Raw genomic sequence first — 20,621 nt, forward strand, 5'->3', positions numbered from 1 at the left:
AAACACTTGGAAAGAGATTATGGAAGAGTCAAAAGAATTTAATCTAGCTGTAGATGTCATCATGCTAGCCGGCACCCTCTTATTGCAAAGTGGATCCGAAATCTACCGAGTTGAAGATACCATGATTCGGATCGCTCATTCGCAGGGGATTATTGATTGCAATGCTCTAGCTATGCCAGTTGCGATTTTCTTCTCAGTCGAGAATACGAATTTCTCTCGTATGAAACGTATCGTGCATTCAAATTATAATATTGAGAAGGTCTGTGATGTCAACCAAGTCTCTCGTCAGTTGACCAGCGGTCAATTAACCTTGCAAGAGGCTTACGATGAACTCTTACGTCTCAAAAACAAGCGTCTGCCTTACAACAAGAAACAATTGACCATTGCAGCTACGCTCAGTGCCCCATTTTTTTCCATCATGTTTGGAGGAAATTTTTACGATGCACTTGGCGCTGCTGTGGCAACCTTCTTTGGCTTTACCTTTTCACTGTACGCTGAGAAGTATGTACGAATTCCTTTTGTTACAGCCTTTGCAGGTGCCTTTGTTTTTGGTTTGTTAGCACAGGCCTGGGCCCGCTACTCTGGTTTTAACTCAACTGCAGACTTGATTATAGCAGGCTCTGTCATGCCTTTTGTTCCTGGGATTGCCCTGACTAATGCTGTCCGTGACATCATGACCAATCACATTAATTCGGGAATGAGTAAACTTTTTGAATCTCTTCTCATTACCCTAGCTCTTGGTGCGGGTACTTCCGTTGCCCTTGTATTAATGAAATAAAGCTATGACAATACTAACATTTTTCCTTCAAGCTCTTGCAAGTTTGTTGGCTATTATCACTTTTCTTATCGTCTTAAATGTCCAACGCAGAATGCTAATTCCAGCTGGTCTACTGGGGATGTCTATCTGGCTTCTTTATTTACTTTTAAAAGGCCCGACCAATGTTATCGTAGCCACCTTTGTAGCTGCTATCGTCGGATCTTGCTGTAGCCAAATTATGAGTGTTATTTATAAAACTCCTGCAGTTGTATTCATCCTGTCAATTCTGGCCCCCTTAGTCCCTGGCTACCTCTCCTATCGAACAACCGCATTCTTTGTAACTGGCGATTATAGTAAGGCCATGGTTAATGCCACCTTAGTAGTCATCTTGGCCCTCGTTATTTCGATTGGGATGGCCAGTGGTACAGTTGCGTTAAAACTTTTTAAGTATATTCAAAAAAGAAAGCACGTCCACTATTGAGTTGACTATAAAGTCTAAACAATTTTGATGCTTCTGATTAAATCTTAGTAAAAATAGGTTTTTCACTAAGATGTTTTAAGTTCCCTGTCTTTGTTCGACGGGGCTTTTTTATCAGTTTTATTTTGAATTATGGTAAAATAGATGTTGAAATACTCTTGATAATCATATCAAGATATGAGGTTTTAATATGAAAATAGGAATCGATAAAATTGGATTTGCAACCTCCAATTATGTCTTGAAGTTAAACGATTTAGCGGCAGCGCGTGCTACCGATCCAGAAAAACTAAGCAAGGGACTCCTGCTTAAAGAACTCAGCATTGCTCCTCTGACAGAAGATATTATCACCTTAGGAGCTGCAGCTGCAGATCCCATTTTGACAAGTGAAGACAAAGAGAAGATTGACATGGTCATTGTTGCTACGGAGTCAAGCATTGATCAGAGCAAGGCAGCGGCCGTTTTTATTCATGGCCTTTTGGCGATCCAGCCCTTTGCCCGGAGTTTTGAGATTAAAGAAGCCTGTTATGGTGCTACTGCAGCACTTGACTACGCAAAACTCCATATCGAAAAATATCCAGATAGCAAGGTCCTCGTTATTGCCAGTGATATTGCCAAATATGGTATTAATACTCCTGGTGAACCAACTCAGGGAGCGGGAGCTATTGCAATGTTGATAAGTAAGGATCCTCGTATCTTAATTTTTAATGAAGATAATGTCGCTCAAACTCGTGACGTTATGGATTTTTGGCGTCCAAATTACTCGACAACGCCTTATGTAAATGGACTCTACTCTACCCAACAATACTTGGATTGTTTGAAAACAACTTGGGACGAGTACCAAAAGCGCCACAAGCTTTCTCTCAAAGATTTTGCAGCCTACTGTTTCCATCTTCCTTATCCAAAACTGGCTCTTAAAGGTCTCAATAAAATCATGGATAAAAGCCTTCCTCAAGAGCAGCAAGATCAGCTTAAGGAAAACTTTGAAAAGTCAATCCTCTACAGTCAAAAAGTCGGAAATATTTACACAGGTTCGCTTTTCCTAGGTCTTTTGTCCCTCTTAGAAAACTCAGATAATCTTAAGGCTGGTGACAAGATTGCTCTCTTTAGTTATGGTAGTGGTGCTGTAGCAGAAATTTTCAGTGTTTCCTTAGTTCCAGGCTATGAAAAACAGCTGTCACGGACACGTCTGGAGGAACTAGACCAGCGTCAAGCTCTTTCTGTTGAAGAATACGAGCATATCTTTTTTGCAGAAGCTAAATTGGATGCAGAGGGTAATGCTAGCTTCTCTGGCTATGAAGACCAAAGCTTTGCTCTGGCGGAAATTGCAGAGCACCAGCGTAAATATATCAAAGTTGAGAAATCATCATGAAAGTAAACTGGACTGGATTCTCCAAAAAAACTCCTGCTGAACGGCTGCAGATGCTGAAAGAAAAGGGACTTTTACAAGATGAATACTGGCAGCTACTAGACAGTCAGCAGACTTTGCCTCTGGAAACGGCCAATCAGATGAGCGAAAATGTCCTGGCCACTCTGGCCCTGCCCTACTCTCTGGTGCCAGACTTTCTGGTGGATGGCAAAAGCTATCAAGTTCCATTTGTGACAGAAGAGCCATCTGTTGTAGCAGCGGCTAGCTTTGCGGCTAAGATTATCAAACGTTCAGGCGGATTTGAGACAGAGGTCCACAAACGCCAAATGATTGGTCAGATTGTCCTCTATCATGTTGAAAAGGTCGACCAAGCTGTTAAAGATGTTCTCAGGAAAAAGAAAGAGTTGCTGGAACAGGCCAATCAAGCCTATCCATCGATTGTGGCCCGTGGCGGCGGTGCTAGAGATTTCTGGCTGGAGCAAAAGGATGACTTCCTCATTTTCTATCTATCTGTGGATACGCAGGAAGCCATGGGAGCCAATATGCTCAACACCATGCTGGAGGCTCTCACCCTTCCTCTAGAAGAGCTGACTGGCGGTAAGAGTCTGATGGCTATCCTGTCAAACTATGCAACAGATAGCCTAGTAACAGCCCGCTGTGTCATCGACTATCGCTTTCTCAGTCGGGATAAGGCTGAGGCGGAGCTTCTTGCAGATAAAATGCAGCTGGCTAGCAAGCTAGCCCAGGTCGATCCTTACCGGGCAGCTACCCACAATAAAGGCATCTTTAATGGTATTGATGCTTTGGTACTGGCTACTGGAAATGACTGGAGGGCTATAGAAGCTGGCGCTCATGCCTATGCCAGCCGAGAAGGAAGCTACCGTGGCCTCTCTACTTGGACGGCAGACCCAGACAAACGCCAGCTTCATGGTCAGATGACCCTGCCCATGCCCATTGCAACTAAGGGAGGTTCCATCGGCCTCAATCCCGCAGTAACAGCCAGCTTTGACTTGCTGGGGCAACCTCAGGCTAAGGAATTGGCATCCCTCATCGTATCGGTTGGATTGGCACAAAACTTCGCTGCCCTCAAAGCCCTGGTCAGCACTGGCATCCAAGCCGGACACATGAAATTGCAAGCCAAATCTTTAGCATTGCAAGCTGGAGCTCAAGGCGAAGAAATTGCTACTGTAGCCAATCACTTAACAGCCATGAAAACTTTCAACCTCGCTACTGCTCAGGAAATCCTAGCTGACTTACGAAAACAGGACAAGTAAAAAGGCCTTGATGGCCTTTTTTGTATGTCTTTATGCTATTTATTGAATCTGTTTCTGAGCCTCTTTCAGCCGCCCATAGAGTAGATAAGGTACACTCTTTAATTCTTGCAAGTTTCGGCAGGACAGGGCGCACATGATGAGACGCAGATCTGATTTCCAGCCTTCTACAATATCAATAACCTCTTCCACCGAGTGATTTTCCACCAAGTCCAGCATGGTGCGAGAGAGGCCAACTGCCTTAGCTCCTAAGACAAGGGCTTTGATCATATCCAAAGGATGGCGGACACCTCCACTAGCCAAGAGTTCGACCTCATCGCGCAGTGGTTGAAGAGCTAGCAGGCTTTGCAGAGTAGATTGCCCCCAATCATTGAGGTAGTCACGATTCCCACCCCGCTGATTTTCAATATAGGCAAAGCTAGTGCCACCACGGCCGGAAATATCAAAAGTCTGAATACCCAAGGAGCGTGCTTCTTCGACAGTAGAGCAATCCATGCCAAAGCCAACTTCTTTAAGAATTAGGGGAAGATCCAATCGCTGACTATAATCCGCCAAGTGCTGACGCCAAGAACGAAACTCCCGCTCGCCCTCTGGCATCAGCAATTCCTGCATGAGATTGACATGAATCTGCAAAAAGAGGGGCTGCAAATCTGCTACTGCCTGCTGGGCGGCTTGATAAGGCTTGTCTAAGCCGATATTGGTAGCCAGCAATAAATTAGGCCGACCAACCGCCACCTGATAGGAAGTGTCAGAAGGATTTTTCAAGGCTGCACTGTAAGAGCCAGTCACAAAAAGAAGGCCACAACTTTCAGCTACTTGAGCCAACTTTTCATTGATCTGACCGCCTTTTTGGCTGCCACCAGTCATGGCATTGATGTAAAAAGGAAAGTCCCAGTCACGACCAGCAAAGTGAGTAGATAGGTCAATCTCTGCCAAATCATACTTGGGCAAAGAACGGTGAACCAGTTCCATTTCATCAAAACTGTTGTAACCCGGACGCTGCTCTAAAGCGTATTTGATATGGTCGTCCTTACGATTCTGGCTCATCATGGCCCATCCTTTCTCTGTATAATAGCTCAATGCCAGCTTCTTTCCATGCTTGAATCAGTTGCTTGCTAGATGCGGCATCAAAGCTGAGAGCAATCCCGCAGTCACCACCGCCGGCACCACTGCTCTTAGCCACACAGTTCAGTCCCTCTGCTGCTTCTTTTAAGACTTTCAGCCTGTCTGTATAAATAGCTGGGCTGAGCCTTTCTAAGAGCTGACTAGCCTTTTCCAGACTAGACTGAATAGCGAGCTTATCTCCTGCTAATAAAGCTCTCTCCAAAGCATCAACCTGTGTCCTACTGCCTGTCAAAAAGGACTCTGAAATAGCTGACTTGACCTGATTGACCAAGTCCTTAGAAATCGCTGGCTGCTTGGTCCAGCCAACTAGAAAATCCATGGCTAAGTAAGGCTTAATACTACGAATTTCAAAACCCCAATCCTCTGCTAACAGCTGTAGCAAATCAACTTTGTCCATACGCTTACGGATCAGTTCTCTATCAAAAGACCGGTAGTAAATCAAGTCTTCATAAGCAATGCAGGCTAGATCTCCCATGGAGCCATTGTTTCCGCGCTTGAGGAGAACGTAAGAAGCCAGCTTAAAGAGTAGCTCTGGCTCTAAGTCCAGCTCATAAAGGGCTGCTATGGCCTTGAGAGTCAGCATAACCACACTACCACTGGAGCCAATCCCAAACTTCTTGCCGTCTCTTTCCATCTTGCCACTAATCTTCAGTGAAAAAGGCTGAAGTTGGTAACCTAAGGCTAGCAAATAAGTGTTCATAACCCCTACCGCATCCTGAATCAAGGCATAATCAGGATCTGGCTCTAGATTAGCGCTGTGTTCAAACATATCTGATGTCAAGCGATAGTCAGGCGCTGCCTGGATTTCTCCCGTCATATAGATTGGGATGGCCTTGATAATGGCTGGCTGACCGGCCGTTAGCACTGCATATTCACCCGCCAGATAGAGCTTACCGCAGGTTTGGACTCTTGCACTAGCTTTCATTTGACAAGTCCTTTGTTTTGGAGACGATAAGTCGGTACTCCTTCTCAAATATAGCAGCCAGATGGTCTAGGTCTTCCTCCAAGCAGAGGACCTTGACATTGGGCCCCGCGTCCATGGTAAAGTAGCAACGCTCGCCCTGCTCCCGTAGCTTTCTGACGGCATCCATAGCTTGGTAAGACTCCTCTGTCAGATAAGAAAACGGCAGATAAGCTTTCTCTGTCGTAGCATGCATCCGAAGAGCATTTTCTTCCGTCAGCTGACCCACCTTAGCAAAATCATTGTCCTGTAAATAGCCTAGCATAGCCTGATAATCCAAGGCAGACTGGGCAATCCAATCTGGGAAAATGGTGGAAGTTTTAGCACAGAGCTCCATACCGTCTCGGCTGGAAATGGGCTTTTTCTCATCGTGCAGAACCAACATAATCATGGCTAGCTTCAAATCCGTCTTGACTGGATAGATGACTCCACTGTCCTTATCCCAGGCCGCTAGCGGACCAAAGAAAGACCGAGCAGAGGATCCTGAAGCAAACTTGGCCAGCTGAGCCAGCTCTTGCGTCTGATAGCCCGTCTGAAAATAAGCATTGCAGGCCTTGACCAGAGCAGATAGACCGCTGGAGCTGGAAGACAGCCCTGCTGCAGTTGGCATATTATTGCTGGTATCAACGCGGACAAAACCATCTTCTGGAGAGCGGAAACGGTCAATAATCTTACTGATTTTAGCATGTTCTGCCGGGCTTTGCAGCTGACCGTCAATGTAAAACTCATCTCCAGTCGCTGAATCCGGCAAAGGGCTCAGCTGAGTCTCGGTATACATATTTTCCAGTGTCAGCGAGATACTGCTGGTAGACGGAATCATCTTTTCTGCATCTTTCTTTCCCCAATATTTGACAATTGCAATATTGGCATAGGATTTGACACTTACAGGCTTTCGATCCATGTGTTAATGGCCCCTTTCTCTCTCAATACGGTGGCTAAGACATCCGCCTGACTTCTTTCTCCTACAAGAGCAATGACACAGCCGCCCAGACCACCGCCGCTCATCTTAGCTCCCAAAGCTCCATTTTCAATAGCCACCGCTACTAGCTCATCAGCTTTCTGGCAAGACACTCCTAGCCTAGCTAGCTTCTCATGAGCCTTGGTCATAGCTTGCCCCATCGTCATCAGATCCTTGATAGAAATGGCTTTCTCAAGGATTTTTGTTAAATTCCCCAATTCCTGTAGCAAAGGCAGAGCTTTTTGCCCCTGACTTTCTACAGTACGGATGGCTTCGCGAGTATGACCATGAATACCTGTATCTGCAATTACTAAAAACGCATCTAGATCCAGCTTAATTTCACTGAAACCGAAATTGCGGATGAATTTGATAGCTACATCACTGAGGCAGGTCTTAGCATCAAGGCCGCTGGGATTCATATGGGCAATCATCTCTGCCCGATTGGCTAGAATCTCTAGGGTTTGGTCATCCAGCTCTTCTTCAAAGTAGTCAAAAACAGCCCGAATAGCTGCAATACTAACCGCAGCCGATGAACCCATCCCTCTCTTTTCAGGGACCATGGACTCCACCTGACAGCGAATCTTAGCCCCTTGTCGACCGAGATGTTCTAGACAGGCAAAAACAGCCATAGACAGCGTATCCTCAGCATAAAGAGCCCAGGGACGTTCAGACGGAAAGACCCGGCAGGTTACTTCGATATGGTTGAGTGGCAAGGAAATAGCTGGATATCCATAGACTACCGAATGCTCCCCCATCAAAATAATTTTACTGTGTGCCTTTCCGACACCAATTTCTTTTGTCATGATCTTTCCCTATATTTATTTCTTTAACTATTATTTTAATATACTTTGAAAAAAAAAGCGATTTTTACGAGGAAAAATCTTTAGGATTCAAGGAACATGAGAAAACTCCGAGCATAGAAGTCGGAGTATCTTATAGTTCCGTTTTTATCAGGTCCATCAGCTGGTTGCGATCTAAGATCCACTGAGCCCGCTCGTCTTTTTCATAGGTCCGGTTGGACAAGAAAATAACTGCCTTTTGCTCCTTGCGATTGTACATGATAAAGGTTCCCGTGTAGCCAGTGTGATCCAGCCAGTCGTCCTCCAGATTCCAGGCTAAGCTACGTCTTTTGCCAGGTTCCTTGGAAAAATTCTGGGTCAGATTGGACGCAAAATTATCCTGCAGATAATGCTCCAGAAATATTTCCAAATCCTTGAGAGTTGAAAATAAGCCAGCACTGCCAGCATGGATACCTAGAACACGCGCCTTGGGATCATGAACCTGACCATCCTGGACACCGTGAACGGTCGGCACAGCTCCTGGAACTGGCCCAAAACCTGTCTCAGTTAAACCCCAAGGCTGGAAAATCTGACTTTGAAAAATCTGGTCCAAAGCTTGACCATAGATTTCTTCCAACATAAAACCCAAGAGCAAAAAATTCACATCCGTATAGCGAAAGGTCTTATCTTCAAGAACCTCCAAATGATTGAGTGCCGTTTTCAACTCGAGAGCTGTCAATTGGTCACGATTGGGAATAAAGGGATCCAGCCCTGACGTGTGAGTCAAGAGTTGGCGCACAGTCACATCTTCTCGATGAAAGTCCGGATAATAGTGCTGCAAGGGTAAATCCAGCTCCAGCTTGCCTTGCTTATACAAAAAGGCTGCCAGAGTCCCAACCCCGACCACCTTGCTGACGCTAGCCAGATCATAGACCAAGCCCGCTTGAGTGGCTTTTCTTTCTTGAGGATCAGCCAACCCAAAGTAGAATTCCTGCCACTGACCAGCTTGATATAGGGCTAGGCTAGCCCCAGGATAGATTTCCAGACGAATCTGCTCTTGAATTTTTTCAAAAATTTTTTGCTTTGTCATGCTTGTTCAAACCACAAGTCAATCTGACTATTATCTGTCGCTAAAAGAAACTTTTTAGACTTAGGAACGAACAAATCACGTCCTTCAAGAAGCTCAGCCAATTGATCTACATCAAAACGTTCTAGAGAAAACTTAATCATAGACAAGTCCCAAGTTGCTGCATTTTCAGCTAATAAATCCTGGCCTTCTTCCTCTTTAAATTCAATTGGTAGCATGTCTCCAAAGGGTTGATAATAAGTTTGAGCTACTGATTTATTTGGAACATTGAGAATCACTTTTTCAATATAAAATTGTGTTAAGCCAGTGAACTCAGCCTGTGTCTCAAATACTGGAGTCTTTTCTAGAGCACGGAGTGTTTGAGAATCATCCTCAGCATGAACTAAGAAAGTATCTCCCTCTGGGGAAACAGCCTTGAAAGCATAGCCTTTCTCACCTTGGTAGACCTGTAAAACAGGATGAGCTTGTCCTAGCAAGGCTTCAATTTCTTTTGGCTCTTCAACCTTTATAGTAATCTGAGCTAGTTTTTTAGGGCCAACAACCTTACGCGAACGCGCGCCTGGTGATTCTTCAATCACTAATCTTTCGCTCTTTGTCTGATCTCCCAAACTGACACCTGGGCCTTCTTCCAACAGATTTTTCATCCCTAATGTCTGACAATAAAATTCTAAGTTTAAACGACGATTGTTTGTTTTTAGTACTGGTACAGCCTTAATCGTTTGATGATTTCGTGTCATAAATTCCTCCAAGTCTCTTCTATTTTAGAGGATTTTCTTCTATTTGACAAATAATTATATAAAAATTTTAAAAAAACAAACACAAGCTTAAACAAAAAGTAGCAGGTCATTCCCTGCTATTTGTAAATCAACAATAAACATTTTGGGCAACAACCAAACCATTGGCAGATTCAAATTCATACTGCAGGTAATTTTGATAAGTTCCAGGCGCTATGATCCCTCTCACATTCAAAATAGCAGTCCCAGCCTGACCAACAATCGAGTCCGCCAGCAAACAACAATTGGTCGAAAGAATAAAATAGCTTTTAAAATGGCTACTCTTGAATTTATAAAGCTCCGCCCCTAGCTCATGCCTTAATTTATAAGCATAGGTAGGGCTGCCATTGAGTTCCCGATCACTGGGTTCCCATGGCTCTAGCAAGTCATCGATTTCCCTCAGACGCTTTTCAACGGCCTCTCTTTCCTGATCAGTTAAGGCCAGAGAATAGCCAAATAAGGTCTTTTTACTCTCTTTTTTACACAAATCGATATAAGCATCTTTATCCACTTTAAATAGTACCCCGTCACCAATGGTACCAAATAGTTTCTGAGAAAAAGGATCATAACTGCCATAAGAAATTACCTTGCCCTTATAGCAAATATCGACATGACCAATCGCTCCAAACAGGTTTTCCTTAGAAGTATGAACAAGAACTTCTAAATCAGCTTGCTGTTCTCCTTTTAGGATCCGATAAACACTTGATAATTCCTGGTCCTTCGTCCCACGAAAAAAATGGTTAAAGCGTTCTAGTTGTTCAAAGGGAATAAAGGCCGCTATGATGACGGGCAGATTAACCCGAAAATGCCTGCGTAAATCCTTTCTTTATCAAGGTCAAAGAAAATCCCATCTCTCATATTGGAAATTCCCAGCAAAATCAAATAAATACCTAAAAATAAAAATTGCTGACGACCATCTGTAGCTGGCGAAAAAATGGTTGTTAGAGCAAGCAGTCCTTGAAGAACCGCATCAAATAAATAACAAAAACCTCCCTTAGCCCGATCACAACGGTAGAGGTAATAAGTAATGGCATAAACCACAGCTGTCGCCAACTGATAAAGTCCTAAAATAATAATGACAACATTTACCGAAAGGTTACCAAGTTCATTCAGGCCCGCTAAAAGCAAGCCAAAGATGATTCGTAAAATCTCAGATGTCAGCGGAATATCTTTCTTACCAGCAAAAAAGTAGAGGATACTATTAAACAAGCCTACTAGAAAAAAATAGAGGCTGAGCAAGTCCAGAGCCAGCTTTGTAAATCCTGCTCCATTTATGATAACAATCATTCCCAGCAGAATGGCTAAGAGACCGAAAAGCAAGGTCCGCCGTCCACTTAATCGATCCATTTTAAATGGGACAATCTTCATTTTCTTCCCTCCAGACTATACCTGTATTCTTCCTTACTATGAAAAGATAAGAAGGCAAAAATATATACCAAAATCACTTCTTCCCCTCTAGCTTCAATTCAGCTGAGTCTTCTAAAAAAAGGGCTTGCGCCCTTTTAATTATCCATAGATAAATTTATACAACATAACAGCGGTGATACCTGCAAGGATTGGTGCCACGACTGGTACCCAAGAATACCACCATTTTGAATCACCCTTGTGCTCTCCAAGAACAGACTTAGGCAAGATTTCATGAAGAATACGAGGTCCCAAGTCACGAGCTGGGTTCAATCCAGGACCAGTAGGTCCACCAAGTGAAGTAACCAATGCCATCACAAGGAAACCAAGTGCCAAGTGTGAGACAGCCAAACCACTAAAAATGTACTGACCAACTTGTACTTTACCTTGGATAGAAGAAGCATCCATACCCTGAGTAGCTGCATATTTAACAATCTCAGCTCCAAAGTAATCCTTTGTCATTGCAATTGCTGCAAAGAAAAGAACGAAGGAACCAACAAACTCATTTACAAAACCATTGATAGTTGCTGCTTTGCGAGACTCAGGTGTTCCATGGTCGATGCTTGAAATCGTTGAGAAACTTCCCAAAATTGCATTTGGATTTGTTGTTTGCAAGTAGTAAGGACGGTGAGTCGCAACCACAAGAGCTTGACCGAAGATAGCTCCCAAAATCTGAGCTGCAATGTAAGGAGCAACATGTCCCCATTCAAAGTAGCCACTGACAGCCAATCCCAAAGTAAAGGCAGGATTAATATGGTTTCCTGAAACATTTCCAAACATCAAAGCAGGAATCATAACACCCATTCCGTAACCAACGGCGATTACCAACCAACCGCTTTGATGACCTTTAGTGCCTTTCAATTCAACGTTAGCTACAGCACCGTTTCCTAAAATAATCAAAATGGCCGTACCCAGAAATTCTGTGACGTATTTCGCCATCCATGTAACATCCATGTGTTCAATCTCCTTATAAAATTTTTAGACAAACTTTATTGTATCAGTTATAATGGAGAATGTAAAGGTCAATTTTATATAAATACAAAAAAGGAGTCGTCTCATGCGTTACAACCAGTATAGTTACACAAAAGCAAGTGAAGAAGTTATGCTGGATGAATTGGCTCGTTTAGGATTCACTATCCAAGCAACTAATTCTCCTAAAGAAAACCTTCATCACTTTCTTCAAAAAGTTCTCTTTCGCTATCAGGACGTCAACTATGTCCTCTCTAGCTGGGTAGCTGACCAAGAAACAGATCTGTTAACCTTCTTCCAATCCGACAAGCAACTGACTGAAGAGGTCTTCTATACCGTAGCCCTACAGGTCTTAGGTTTTGTTCCCTTCGTAGACTTTGACGATGTAACGGCCTTCTGTAAAGAAATTAATTTCCCTATTTCTTATGGAAATATCCTCGAAAATCTTTATCAGCTTCTCAATACTAGGACCAAGTTAGGGAACATTCTAATTGACCAGCTTGTCAGTGAGGGATTCATTCCAGAGAGCAATGACTACCACTTCTTCAACGGAAAAAGCCTAGCAACCTTCAGTAGCCATGAGGCCATTCGCGAGGTCGTTTATGTTGAATCCCGTGTGGACACAGATGGAGATGGCAAGCCGGATTTAGTCAAGGTTAGTATCATTCGCCCTTCTTATAAAGGACAAATCCCAGCAGTCATGACTGCCAGTCCCTACCATCAAGGTACCAACGATAAAGCTAGCGATAAGGCTCTGCACAACATGAATGTAGACTTAGCCTGCAAGAACCCTAGAACAATTACTGTTCAAGAATCTAGCATTCAAACAGTAGAGCCCCAAGGACAGGCAACTTTAGTTGAGACAGCTGAAGAAAAACTGGGCCATATCGGTAGTTACACCCTCAATGATTACCTCCTTCCTCGTGGCTTTGCAAATCTCTATGTATCTGGTGTTGGAACCAAGGATTCAGAAGGGATGATGACCAGTGGAGATTATCAGCAGATTGAAGCCTACAAAAATGTCATCGACTGGCTCAACGGTCGCTGTCGCGCCTTCACAGATCACAGTCGCCAAAGAGAAATCAAGGCAACTTGGTCTAATGGAAAAGTTGCCACAACTGGAATTTCTTACCTAGGAACCATGTCAAATGGTTTAGCAACAACGGGGGTAGACGGGTTAGAAGTCATCATTGCTGAGGCTGGTATTTCTTCCTGGTATAACTACTACCGTGAAAACGGACTTGTCACTAGCCCTGGTGGCTATCCAGGCGAAGATTTTGAATCGCTGACTGAGCTGACCTATTCACGCAATCTCCTAGCTGGCGAATACCTACGTTACAATCAAGCTTACCAAGCCTACCTTGACCAGCAAAGAAAAGATTTGGAACGAGAAACTGGTGACTACAATCAATTTTGGCACGACCGCAACTACTTGATTCATGCAGATAAAGTCAAGGCTGAAGTTGTCTTCACTCATGGTTCTCAAGACTGGAATGTCAAACCTCTCCACGTCTATAATATGTTCCATGCTCTGCCAGCTTACATCAAAAAACACCTCTTCTTCCACAACGGTGCCCATGTTTATATCAATAACTGGCAGTCCATTGACTTTCGTGAAAGCATGAATGCTCTTTTATCCAAAAAGTTACTAGGGCATTCATCCGACTTTGACTTGCCACCTGTCATCTGGCAGGACAACAGCCGGGCGCAAAACTGGATGAGCCTAGATGATTTTGGAAATCAAGAAGACTACTCTCATTTCCATCTTGGTAAAGGCTCTCAAGAAATCCAAAATCGTTATTCAGACGAAGACTACAATCGCTTTGCCAAGAGTTATCAAGTTTTCAAAAATGAGCTATTTGAAGGCAAAACCCAGCAGATCACCCTTGATTGGACCCTGGAACAAGATCTCTTTATCAATGGGCCTGCCAAGCTCAAGCTCCGCCTTAAATCTAGCACCAACAAAGGGCTCATCTCCGCTCAACTTTTGGACTATGGCCCTGCCAAACGCCTGACCCCAATCCCAAGCCCCTTGGAAGCACGAGTGATGGATAACGGTCGCTACTATATGCTGGACAACCTGATGGAACTTCCTTTTACGGACACTCCACACCGTGTCATCACAAAGGGCTTTCTCAACCTGCAAAATAGGACTGACCTCTTAACTGTTGAAGAAGTAATCCCTAATCAATGGATGGAACTATCCTTTGAACTGCAACCAACAATCTACAAGCTGAAAAAGGGTGACCAACTGCGTCTCGTCCTCTACACTACTGATTTTGAGCACACTGTCCGCGATAAGACAGACTATCAACTAAGTGTTGATATGGAGCATTCTAGCTTGAGTCTTCCTCACAAGAAATCTTGACAAATAAAAAAATAAAAGCACAAGATGTGCTTTTATTTTTCTCGGATATAATTTTTTGCGTACTTATCGTAGTTCGGTTTTTCCTTACGATTCATTGCCAAAATCATGGTTCCTTCGAGATAGTTATCCTCTGAAGTTGGCTGTAGCAGCACAGCAATGTTTTTGTCTGCATCAGGGAAAATAATTGAATATTTCTTCCCTTCCATTTCAATTACAATATATTGAACATTATTTTTAAATCCAACCTCTACCTGCTTATACTCTGCTTCTTGTCCATTCACACTGACCTTCTTGTCAGTAAAGGTTACAGTAGTATACTCATGGTTAGAATCCTGAACATTCCACTTTCCTTTAAGGTTTTGTTTGCTGTTACATCCAGCTAAAATAAAGAGAGGGATCAAAAGACTAAGCAACAAAAGGCTCCATTTGTGTTTTTTCATTAAGAGATTTCTCCTATATCTAAATTTTTAAATATTCTATCATAATCTCAACTTTTTCGTCAACACTGCCTTGAAACGATTCTCTAAATTTTGAAGCAGATTCTTGCCACTTTTTTAAAAAATGATATAATTTGAAGAGTGTAGATTACCAAATGTTAATCCTCAAATAGGAAAGGAATTATAAAAATCTTATGATGAACATGCAATCAATGATGAAGCAAGCGCAAAAGCTTCAAAAGCAAATGGAACAAAGCCAAGCAGAATTGGCAGCTACTGAGTTTGTAGGCAAATCTGCTCAAGACTTGGTGACAGCAACTTTGACTGGCGATAAGAAAGTTGTAAAAATCGACTTCCAAGCTGCTGTTGTTGATCCAGAAGATCTTGAAACCTTGTCTGATATGACTGTCCAAGCGCTTAACCATGCACTGGAGCAAATCGACGAAGCAACCAAAAAGAAAATGGGTGCCTTTGCAGGTAAACTGCCGTTTTAATCACAAAACCCTCACTCTGATTAGAGAGTGAGGGTTTTCTCTTAGCTTCCTGGAAAGTTTAAAAGGTCAGCTGCTTTATTTTCTAATAAGGTCGAATATTTAGGATTATCCCTCAGCTCTTTAATCGAGCTTTGAATGTATTCAACATCGTCTGTAATAATCCCATCCACCCCTAGTCTAAAGGACTTGGCTACAGCATCTTCTGTATTAATGGTCCAAGTATAGAGTAGTTTGTCTGAACTCCATAACTTATTGACAAAGTTCTCATCTAGGGTCGAATATTCCATGGTATAGCCCGATGCCTTGGTTCGAGGGAAAATGGTATTATAAGGCAAAATGAAGAAGGCTGGTATATCCTTATCATAATCCAGTATCTTATCAATCACTTGATAATCTAATGACTGCATTTGATGCCCATATATTTTGATGTTAGCTGCATATTTCTTCAAGAATCGCTCCATCATATCTGAAGAGTCAAGTTTGCTTGTTTTAATTTCAATCAAAAGGCGCTGTCCCAATTGATTGGCTCTTTTCAAATAAGCATCAAAACTTGAAATCTTAGTTCGATAGCCATTTTCCGAAATATCTAGAGCTGTTAACTCTGCTAGCGTCAATTCCTGAGGATGTTTATCTACCCCTGCTAGGTCTTTTAAGGTGGCATCATGCATCATGACGAACTGGCCATCTTTCGTCTCCTGGACATCCATTTCGATATAGTCTGGCTTGAGTAAGGCTGTTTTTTCTAAGGACTCAATTGTATTTTGTACCCCATTCCCATTTGAAACTCCCCGGTGAGAGATGGTCAGAGGAATGGTTTCCAAAGGAAATTGCATATAAACATAGCCTTCTGATCCAAAAATTAAGCACGACGCTAGAAGTACCAAAGCTCGTAACCATGGTTTCCCCTTTTTTCGAGGATAGTCTGCCAGTGACTTATCAGTCAAGAAAGATAGAAACTTAATCAAAAAGTAGCTCAGCATGAAATAATAAGCCAGCTTCATAACTACAAAATTAAAGACTCCGACACCAAGACTAATTGCATTAGACTGGGTATCCGCATATTTTTGAAGAAAGACAATACCAATGACAAAGAAGGCGTAGATAAACAAACTTTTGAAAACAATCCAAGATAAGTGCCATGAATAGAAAATGAGCCGTTTTCTGGTCTTATCTAGGCTAAATCGGATGGCTTCTCTAACAGAGATTCTTTCTGAAAAGATTTTAGGGATGGCAAACATAAAGCGCACCGCCATTAAGAATAGCATTATTGCTAGAATCCCTATCACCCAGCCCAAATAGTATTGATTGCTCAGATATTCCTGTATAAACTCCGGAATTAAAATCTTATTGAGGTAGTATATTTTTAAAATCTGTCGGAAAAAAGGAAAGAGAATCCCCATATAACACACAATAAAGAGAACCTTTCCTGGTCTAGCTCTCAGTAGCATGATCCAACTGTCTCTCAACGTCGCTTTAATAAAGCCCCAATGGGATCGCTCTTCCTTATCTAACAAGTTGCGTACGCCCATGAAGATAATGCCTGTTTGGAAATAAGCGACTAATAAATTGACCAAAAATAGGCCTAGAAACTGGGCAGTCACAAGCCAATTTGCTGTGAAAATACTTACAGCGTTGTTATAAGATAAGAATTCGTAGCCTGTCTGCTTGAGCAATGATTCAGCCGCCCAAGACGTAAAAGGAATCCAGGCAAATTCCATGGCCATAAAAACCATGAAAAAGAGTAGCAAGATCTTATCTAAATTTCGGTAGAGCCGTTTGAAGCCTAACTTTTGCGGTTTCATCTTCATTCCTTCTTTTTTAAAACAATAAATCTCAGTTTTTCAACTGAGATTTTTCTTACTTCCCAAATAAACGCGCCCAGAATCCTTTGTTTTCCTGCTGTTGGACTTGCTCTTTTGCTTCGTCCAACTCTAACAGTAACGTTTCGCGCTCACTCATAGCCTTGGCTGTCAGCTGTTGTTGCTGATCCAGTTGCTTGTCCTTCTCCGCAATCTGAACGTCCTTAATCCGAAGTTGTTCGTCTTTGCGTTTTAATTGCTCATCTTTTGACTTGAGTTGGTCGTATAGACGGAGAATCTCTGCATTTTTCTCGTCTACCAAAATTTCCATCAGTTCGCGCTGTTTGACGTCTTCGCTGACTGGTTCATCCTCAAAAATGGTCTTCTTGTATATCTCTTCCAGTTTAATTAATCCGCTGCGAGTAACAACCGTTACCCCTTTTTCATTTTTTGTTGTATCTTCTTCTGGGAGAGCTTTGACACGATTGTTAATCGCTTGGCGACTAACTCCGAGAATCTCAGCTAACTCGCTGACTGTCTTTTCAATTGCCATAATTTCCTCAAATACTTTTTCTAGATATAGATACCTAAATCTTATCATATCAAGGCTTCCCTGTCAAATTTCCCAATGTTTTCTAAGCTTAAGTCCTATCCATTTTTCGCCCTTTTATGATACAATGAGACAGATTAGATTACTTTGAAAATGAATGACTACGCCAAGGTTAAAACGATTATTTAACTGCTCATTAGTGGACAATATTCCGTAAGAAAAATTCACAATTAAACCTTGGCCAAACTTATCTCTGAAAGGATGACATAAATGAACCATTTTGACACAATCATCATCGGCGGAGGACCGGCTGGCATGATGGCTGCCATTTCCAGTTCTTTCTACGGACAGAAGGCCCTGCTCCTCGAGAAAAATAAACGCCTGGGTAAGAAACTAGCTGGTACAGGTGGCGGACGCTGCAATGTGACCAATAATGGAGATTTGGATGACCTCCTGGCTGGTATTCCAGGCAACGGACGCTTTCTTTACAGTGTCTTTTCCCAGTTTGACAACCATGATATCATCAACTTTTTCACTGAGAATGGCGTCAAACTCAAGGTTGAAGACCACGGCCGTGTTTTCCCAGCGACAGATAAGTCCCGCACCATTATCGAAGCTTTGGAAAAGAAAATTGCAGAGCTGGACGGCACTGTCATCACCAATACCGAAATCGTCTCCGTCAAAAAAAATGATGACCTTTTCACTGTCAGATCCAGCGATCAGACTTGGACCTGCCAGAAATTGATTGTGACGACTGGCGGCAAGTCCTATCCTTCAACAGGCTCTACAGGCTTCGGCCACGATATTGCCCGACACTTCAAGCACACAGTAACTGACCTAGAGGCTGCTGAAAGTCCCCTTCTGACTGACTTCCCTCACAAAGCGCTTCAGGGGATTTCGCTGGACGATGTGACCCTAAGCTATGGTAAGCATGTCATTACTCATGACCTGCTCTTTACCCACTTTGGCTTATCAGGTCCGGCAGCCCTGCGCTTGTCTAGCTTTGTCAAGGGTGGCGAAACCATCTATCTCGATGTTCTTCCTCAGATGAGTCAGCAGGATTTGACAGACTTTTTAGAAGAAAATCGGGAGAAATCTCTGAAGAACTGCCTGAAAATCCTCCTGCCCGAGCGAATGGCAGACTTTTTTGCCCAGCCTTTTCCTGAGAAAGTCAAACAACTCAATCTCAGTGAAAAAGAAGCCCTCATCAAGCAAATCAAAGAACTGCCCATCCCTGTCGCTGGCAAAATGTCCCTGGCCAAGTCCTTTGTAACCAAGGGCGGTGTCAGCCTCAAAGAAATCAATCCTAAAACCCTAGAAAGCAAACTCGTCCCTGGCCTCCACTTCGCTGGAGAGGTCTTAGACATCAACGCCCATACGGGTGGCTTCAACATCACCTCTGCCCTCTGCACTGGCTGGGTAGCAGGGAGCTTGCATTATGAGTGATTAGCAAACTATTTAAAGGATTAAAATCATTAAAAAACTGGTCGAGGAAAATCCTCACCAGTTTTTATTCTACATTCCTTCGCACATAAGCAGCAATCACATCTGACGTATACTGAGCTGTGCCAACTCCAAATTTGTCTATGTTTTCCTTAAACTCTGGGTTATAGACATAACCTTTACCGATATGACCAAAGACTTGTAGCGAGCAGTCAAAGCCATAAGTACGAATGGCTTGTAAAAGACGCCCTGCCTGCTCTTGATTTTCTGCCACTTCAACTGGCAAGCCTTGTCGCATATTCTCTGCCAGACTTTGAAAAACTTGATTGAAGGCTTCGGTAGATTCTTCTTCCCGTCCATTTTGACGAGTCAATGCTTCTGCCATAACTTCTTGACCGTATTCTTCGACAGCTTCTTGATGATATTTATGATTGTCTTCGTAGGTAAAACCTGCGAATTTTTCTTTCATCGTCATCTTTCTTTCTCCTTTTTGAGCTTGAATTGTTTTTTGCAAGGTCGAAATCAAAGTATCCAAGCGGTCTCTTTCTTGCTCAAGACAATCCAATTGCCTTACTAGATGTGGCAATAAAGCCTGATCGTCCTGACTTAAGAGCTCTGCTATTTTTTCCAAAGAAAAGCCTAGATACTTGTAGTAAAGAATGACTTGCAACCTCTCTAAATCAGCTTGGCTGTATGTTCGGTAGCCATTTTCTGATTTAGCAGGCACCAAAAGTCCGATTTTGTCGTAGTGATGTAGAGTTTTGACGGAAACGCCTGAAAGCTGTGCAGCTTCTTTAACATGATACATGAAAGACCTCCTTGCTACTATAGTATAATCCCTAACCTTAGGGTAGGGTCAAGTGTTGTTAAAAAAACTCCCCGCCTAGATTACAAGGGAGCCTCACAGCTTAGTTTTTAGTTAAAGAAAATTCAAAAGCATAGTAATTTGAATAATCAAGAGGTTGATCAGCAGGACCGGTAAACATGACAGGGGTAAATTTACCATTTTCTACAGTAAAGCCTGGTTCAGCTTTCCCTATACCACCAAGACCTGTTATACCAGGAGTCAAGGCACTATATTCTCCTGAAACTAACTCCCATCGATATAGGTTTTGACTGATTTTAATGGCTCTTGCAACAGCCTTTACATCGCTCTTTTCCCCATAACTGCTAAAGTTAGCCTGAGTCCAAATAGATCCATCAGCGCCAACAGTCATTGTAATCTCCTCAGCTTGAGGACTGCTTCCTTTCCAGACACCAACTAATTCTGATGGAACAAGGGAGTCCGCTGTTGGAGCTTCCTTAGTGCTAGAACCGGATGAACTAGTTTGGCTAGATTTTGAAGCTTCCTCGCTAGAAGAGACTGAAGTTTGGCTGGATGAAGTTGATGACTCCTTGGAACTGCTCTTACTAGACTCACTAGACTTACTAGACTTACTCGATTTGCTGACCTTATCACTGGATGAACTCTTTGTTGCGCTATCTTTTGGCGAACTGCATGCTACTAAAATAAATGACAAAGCTAGAAATAAAGATGCATAAAGGAGTTTTGACAATGATTTCACCATCATGGTTACCTCTTTTCTACGTTCTGAAATTATT

19 protein-coding genes and 1 pseudogene are annotated in these 20,621 nt (G+C 42.8%); 7 read left to right on the plus strand and 13 right to left on the minus strand.

Going from position 1 to position 20,621, the window contains the following annotated elements:
- The first annotated feature begins 19 nt into the window (after nt 1-19).
- From HMPREF3108_RS09010 to HMPREF3108_RS09025, 4 genes are all read left to right on the plus strand, one after another.
- Entirely contained in the window at nt 20-778 is a 759-nt protein-coding gene (locus HMPREF3108_RS09010; protein ID WP_045505396.1) for a threonine/serine exporter family protein, read from the plus strand.
- Between the two features lie 4 nt (nt 779-782).
- Entirely contained in the window at nt 783-1,238 is a 456-nt protein-coding gene (locus HMPREF3108_RS09015; protein WP_045505394.1) for a threonine/serine exporter family protein, read from the plus strand.
- 187 nt (nt 1,239-1,425) lie between these two features.
- The gene (locus tag HMPREF3108_RS09020; protein ID WP_061596191.1) at nt 1,426-2,604 is read left to right on the plus strand and encodes a hydroxymethylglutaryl-CoA synthase; all 1,179 of its coding nucleotides are present in this window, start codon (nt 1,426-1,428) and stop codon (nt 2,602-2,604) included.
- Nucleotides 2,601-3,875, plus strand: a complete 1,275-nt coding sequence (locus tag HMPREF3108_RS09025) for a hydroxymethylglutaryl-CoA reductase, degradative (RefSeq protein ID WP_061596193.1) — start codon at nt 2,601-2,603, stop codon at nt 3,873-3,875. Before HMPREF3108_RS09020 ends, HMPREF3108_RS09025 begins: the two co-directional genes overlap by 4 nt.
- A gap of 39 nt (nt 3,876-3,914) precedes the next feature.
- On the opposite strand, the gene fni is transcribed toward HMPREF3108_RS09025, so the two are convergent.
- The 8 genes and pseudogenes from fni to gla all read right to left on the minus strand — a co-directional run bounded on the left by fni (nt 3,915) and on the right by gla (nt 11,913).
- A complete protein-coding gene (gene fni, locus HMPREF3108_RS09030; RefSeq protein ID WP_105026165.1) occupies nt 3,915-4,922 on the minus strand; it encodes a type 2 isopentenyl-diphosphate Delta-isomerase in 1,008 nt (335 codons plus the stop codon).
- Nucleotides 4,903-5,922: a phosphomevalonate kinase gene (locus tag HMPREF3108_RS09035; RefSeq protein ID WP_070494317.1), complete on the minus strand. Its 1,020-nt coding sequence runs from the start codon at nt 5,920-5,922 to the stop codon at nt 4,903-4,905. The genes fni and HMPREF3108_RS09035 overlap by 20 nt, the downstream gene beginning before the upstream one ends.
- A complete protein-coding gene (gene mvaD / locus HMPREF3108_RS09040) occupies nt 5,912-6,859 on the minus strand; it encodes a diphosphomevalonate decarboxylase (RefSeq protein ID WP_061596197.1) in 948 nt (315 codons plus the stop codon). The genes HMPREF3108_RS09035 and mvaD overlap by 11 nt, the downstream gene beginning before the upstream one ends.
- Nucleotides 6,841-7,719, minus strand: a complete 879-nt coding sequence (mvk, locus tag HMPREF3108_RS09045; RefSeq protein ID WP_070494319.1) for a mevalonate kinase — start codon at nt 7,717-7,719, stop codon at nt 6,841-6,843. Before mvk ends, mvaD begins: the two co-directional genes overlap by 19 nt.
- A gap of 130 nt (nt 7,720-7,849) precedes the next feature.
- Nucleotides 7,850-8,785, minus strand: a complete 936-nt coding sequence (locus HMPREF3108_RS09050) for a serine hydrolase domain-containing protein (protein WP_070494321.1) — start codon at nt 8,783-8,785, stop codon at nt 7,850-7,852.
- A complete protein-coding gene (locus HMPREF3108_RS09055) occupies nt 8,782-9,519 on the minus strand; it encodes a CppA N-terminal domain-containing protein (protein WP_061596203.1) in 738 nt (245 codons plus the stop codon). The genes HMPREF3108_RS09050 and HMPREF3108_RS09055 overlap by 4 nt, the downstream gene beginning before the upstream one ends.
- 127 nt (nt 9,520-9,646) lie before the next feature.
- Nucleotides 9,647-10,923, minus strand: a pseudogene (locus HMPREF3108_RS09060) (DUF308 domain-containing protein).
- Nucleotides 10,924-11,061: 138 nt separating this feature from the next.
- Nucleotides 11,062-11,913, minus strand: a complete 852-nt coding sequence (gene gla, locus HMPREF3108_RS09065; RefSeq protein ID WP_060971086.1) for an aquaglyceroporin Gla — start codon at nt 11,911-11,913, stop codon at nt 11,062-11,064.
- Nucleotides 11,914-12,016: 103 nt separating this feature from the next.
- Here gla and HMPREF3108_RS09070 point away from each other — a divergent pair, with 103 nt between their 5' ends.
- The gene (locus HMPREF3108_RS09070) at nt 12,017-14,296 is read left to right on the plus strand and encodes a Xaa-Pro dipeptidyl-peptidase (protein ID WP_060971085.1); all 2,280 of its coding nucleotides are present in this window, start codon (nt 12,017-12,019) and stop codon (nt 14,294-14,296) included.
- A 32-nt stretch (nt 14,297-14,328) separates the two neighbouring features.
- On the opposite strand, the gene HMPREF3108_RS09075 is transcribed toward HMPREF3108_RS09070, so the two are convergent.
- Nucleotides 14,329-14,736, minus strand: a complete 408-nt coding sequence (locus tag HMPREF3108_RS09075) for a glycosyl transferase (protein WP_008808251.1) — start codon at nt 14,734-14,736, stop codon at nt 14,329-14,331.
- Nucleotides 14,737-14,927: 191 nt separating this feature from the next.
- On the opposite strand from HMPREF3108_RS09075, the gene HMPREF3108_RS09080 reads away from it, so the two are divergent.
- Entirely contained in the window at nt 14,928-15,227 is a 300-nt protein-coding gene (locus HMPREF3108_RS09080; protein ID WP_008808250.1) for a YbaB/EbfC family nucleoid-associated protein, read from the plus strand.
- 41 nt (nt 15,228-15,268) lie between these two features.
- Here HMPREF3108_RS09080 and HMPREF3108_RS09085 read toward each other — a convergent pair whose 3' ends face one another.
- Together HMPREF3108_RS09085 and HMPREF3108_RS09090 are read right to left on the minus strand one after the other, a co-directional pair.
- The gene (locus HMPREF3108_RS09085) at nt 15,269-17,029 is read right to left on the minus strand and encodes a glycerophosphoryl diester phosphodiesterase membrane domain-containing protein (protein ID WP_061598594.1); all 1,761 of its coding nucleotides are present in this window, start codon (nt 17,027-17,029) and stop codon (nt 15,269-15,271) included.
- A 55-nt stretch (nt 17,030-17,084) separates the two neighbouring features.
- Nucleotides 17,085-17,579, minus strand: a complete 495-nt coding sequence (locus tag HMPREF3108_RS09090; protein ID WP_008808248.1) for a DUF536 domain-containing protein — start codon at nt 17,577-17,579, stop codon at nt 17,085-17,087.
- Between the two features lie 267 nt (nt 17,580-17,846).
- On the opposite strand from HMPREF3108_RS09090, the gene HMPREF3108_RS09095 reads away from it, so the two are divergent.
- The gene (locus HMPREF3108_RS09095) at nt 17,847-19,022 is read left to right on the plus strand and encodes an aminoacetone oxidase (RefSeq protein WP_070494323.1); all 1,176 of its coding nucleotides are present in this window, start codon (nt 17,847-17,849) and stop codon (nt 19,020-19,022) included.
- A 64-nt stretch (nt 19,023-19,086) separates the two neighbouring features.
- On the opposite strand, the gene HMPREF3108_RS09100 is transcribed toward HMPREF3108_RS09095, so the two are convergent.
- Both HMPREF3108_RS09100 and HMPREF3108_RS09105 read right to left on the minus strand, forming a co-directional pair.
- Nucleotides 19,087-19,827 carry a MerR family transcriptional regulator gene (locus HMPREF3108_RS09100; protein WP_070494325.1) on the minus strand — a complete coding sequence of 247 codons (741 nt, stop codon included), beginning with the start codon at nt 19,825-19,827 and terminating at the stop codon, nt 19,087-19,089.
- 100 nt (nt 19,828-19,927) lie between these two features.
- Nucleotides 19,928-20,590, minus strand: a complete 663-nt coding sequence (locus HMPREF3108_RS09105; protein WP_070494328.1) for a hypothetical protein — start codon at nt 20,588-20,590, stop codon at nt 19,928-19,930.
- Nucleotides 20,591-20,621 lie beyond the last annotated feature (31 nt).

Origin of the sequence: Streptococcus sp. HMSC10A01 (assembly GCF_001807785.1) — a bacterium.
Classification (GTDB): Bacteria; Bacillota; Bacilli; order Lactobacillales; family Streptococcaceae; genus Streptococcus; species Streptococcus gordonii.

Coding starts and splice junctions, on each gene's coding strand:
- HMPREF3108_RS09010 (WP_045505396.1), top strand. CDS start 20: ATGGAAGAGTCAAAAGAATTTAATCTAGCTGTAGATGTCATCATGCTA.
- HMPREF3108_RS09015 (WP_045505394.1), top strand. CDS start 783: ATGACAATACTAACATTTTTCCTTCAAGCTCTTGCAAGTTTGTTGGCT.
- HMPREF3108_RS09020 (WP_061596191.1), top strand. CDS start 1,426: ATGAAAATAGGAATCGATAAAATTGGATTTGCAACCTCCAATTATGTC.
- HMPREF3108_RS09025 (WP_061596193.1), top strand. CDS start 2,601: ATGAAAGTAAACTGGACTGGATTCTCCAAAAAAACTCCTGCTGAACGG.
- fni (WP_105026165.1), bottom strand. CDS start 4,922: ATGATGAGCCAGAATCGTAAGGACGACCATATCAAATACGCTTTAGAG.
- HMPREF3108_RS09035 (WP_070494317.1), bottom strand. CDS start 5,922: ATGAAAGCTAGTGCAAGAGTCCAAACCTGCGGTAAGCTCTATCTGGCG.
- mvaD (WP_061596197.1), bottom strand. CDS start 6,859: ATGGATCGAAAGCCTGTAAGTGTCAAATCCTATGCCAATATTGCAATT.
- mvk (WP_070494319.1), bottom strand. CDS start 7,719: ATGACAAAAGAAATTGGTGTCGGAAAGGCACACAGTAAAATTATTTTG.
- HMPREF3108_RS09050 (WP_070494321.1), bottom strand. CDS start 8,785: ATGACAAAGCAAAAAATTTTTGAAAAAATTCAAGAGCAGATTCGTCTG.
- HMPREF3108_RS09055 (WP_061596203.1), bottom strand. CDS start 9,519: ATGACACGAAATCATCAAACGATTAAGGCTGTACCAGTACTAAAAACA.
- gla (WP_060971086.1), bottom strand. CDS start 11,913: ATGGATGTTACATGGATGGCGAAATACGTCACAGAATTTCTGGGTACG.
- HMPREF3108_RS09070 (WP_060971085.1), top strand. CDS start 12,017: ATGCGTTACAACCAGTATAGTTACACAAAAGCAAGTGAAGAAGTTATG.
- HMPREF3108_RS09075 (WP_008808251.1), bottom strand. CDS start 14,736: ATGAAAAAACACAAATGGAGCCTTTTGTTGCTTAGTCTTTTGATCCCT.
- HMPREF3108_RS09080 (WP_008808250.1), top strand. CDS start 14,928: ATGATGAACATGCAATCAATGATGAAGCAAGCGCAAAAGCTTCAAAAG.
- HMPREF3108_RS09085 (WP_061598594.1), bottom strand. CDS start 17,029: ATGAAACCGCAAAAGTTAGGCTTCAAACGGCTCTACCGAAATTTAGAT.
- HMPREF3108_RS09090 (WP_008808248.1), bottom strand. CDS start 17,579: ATGGCAATTGAAAAGACAGTCAGCGAGTTAGCTGAGATTCTCGGAGTT.
- HMPREF3108_RS09095 (WP_070494323.1), top strand. CDS start 17,847: ATGAACCATTTTGACACAATCATCATCGGCGGAGGACCGGCTGGCATG.
- HMPREF3108_RS09100 (WP_070494325.1), bottom strand. CDS start 19,827: ATGTATCATGTTAAAGAAGCTGCACAGCTTTCAGGCGTTTCCGTCAAA.
- HMPREF3108_RS09105 (WP_070494328.1), bottom strand. CDS start 20,590: ATGATGGTGAAATCATTGTCAAAACTCCTTTATGCATCTTTATTTCTA.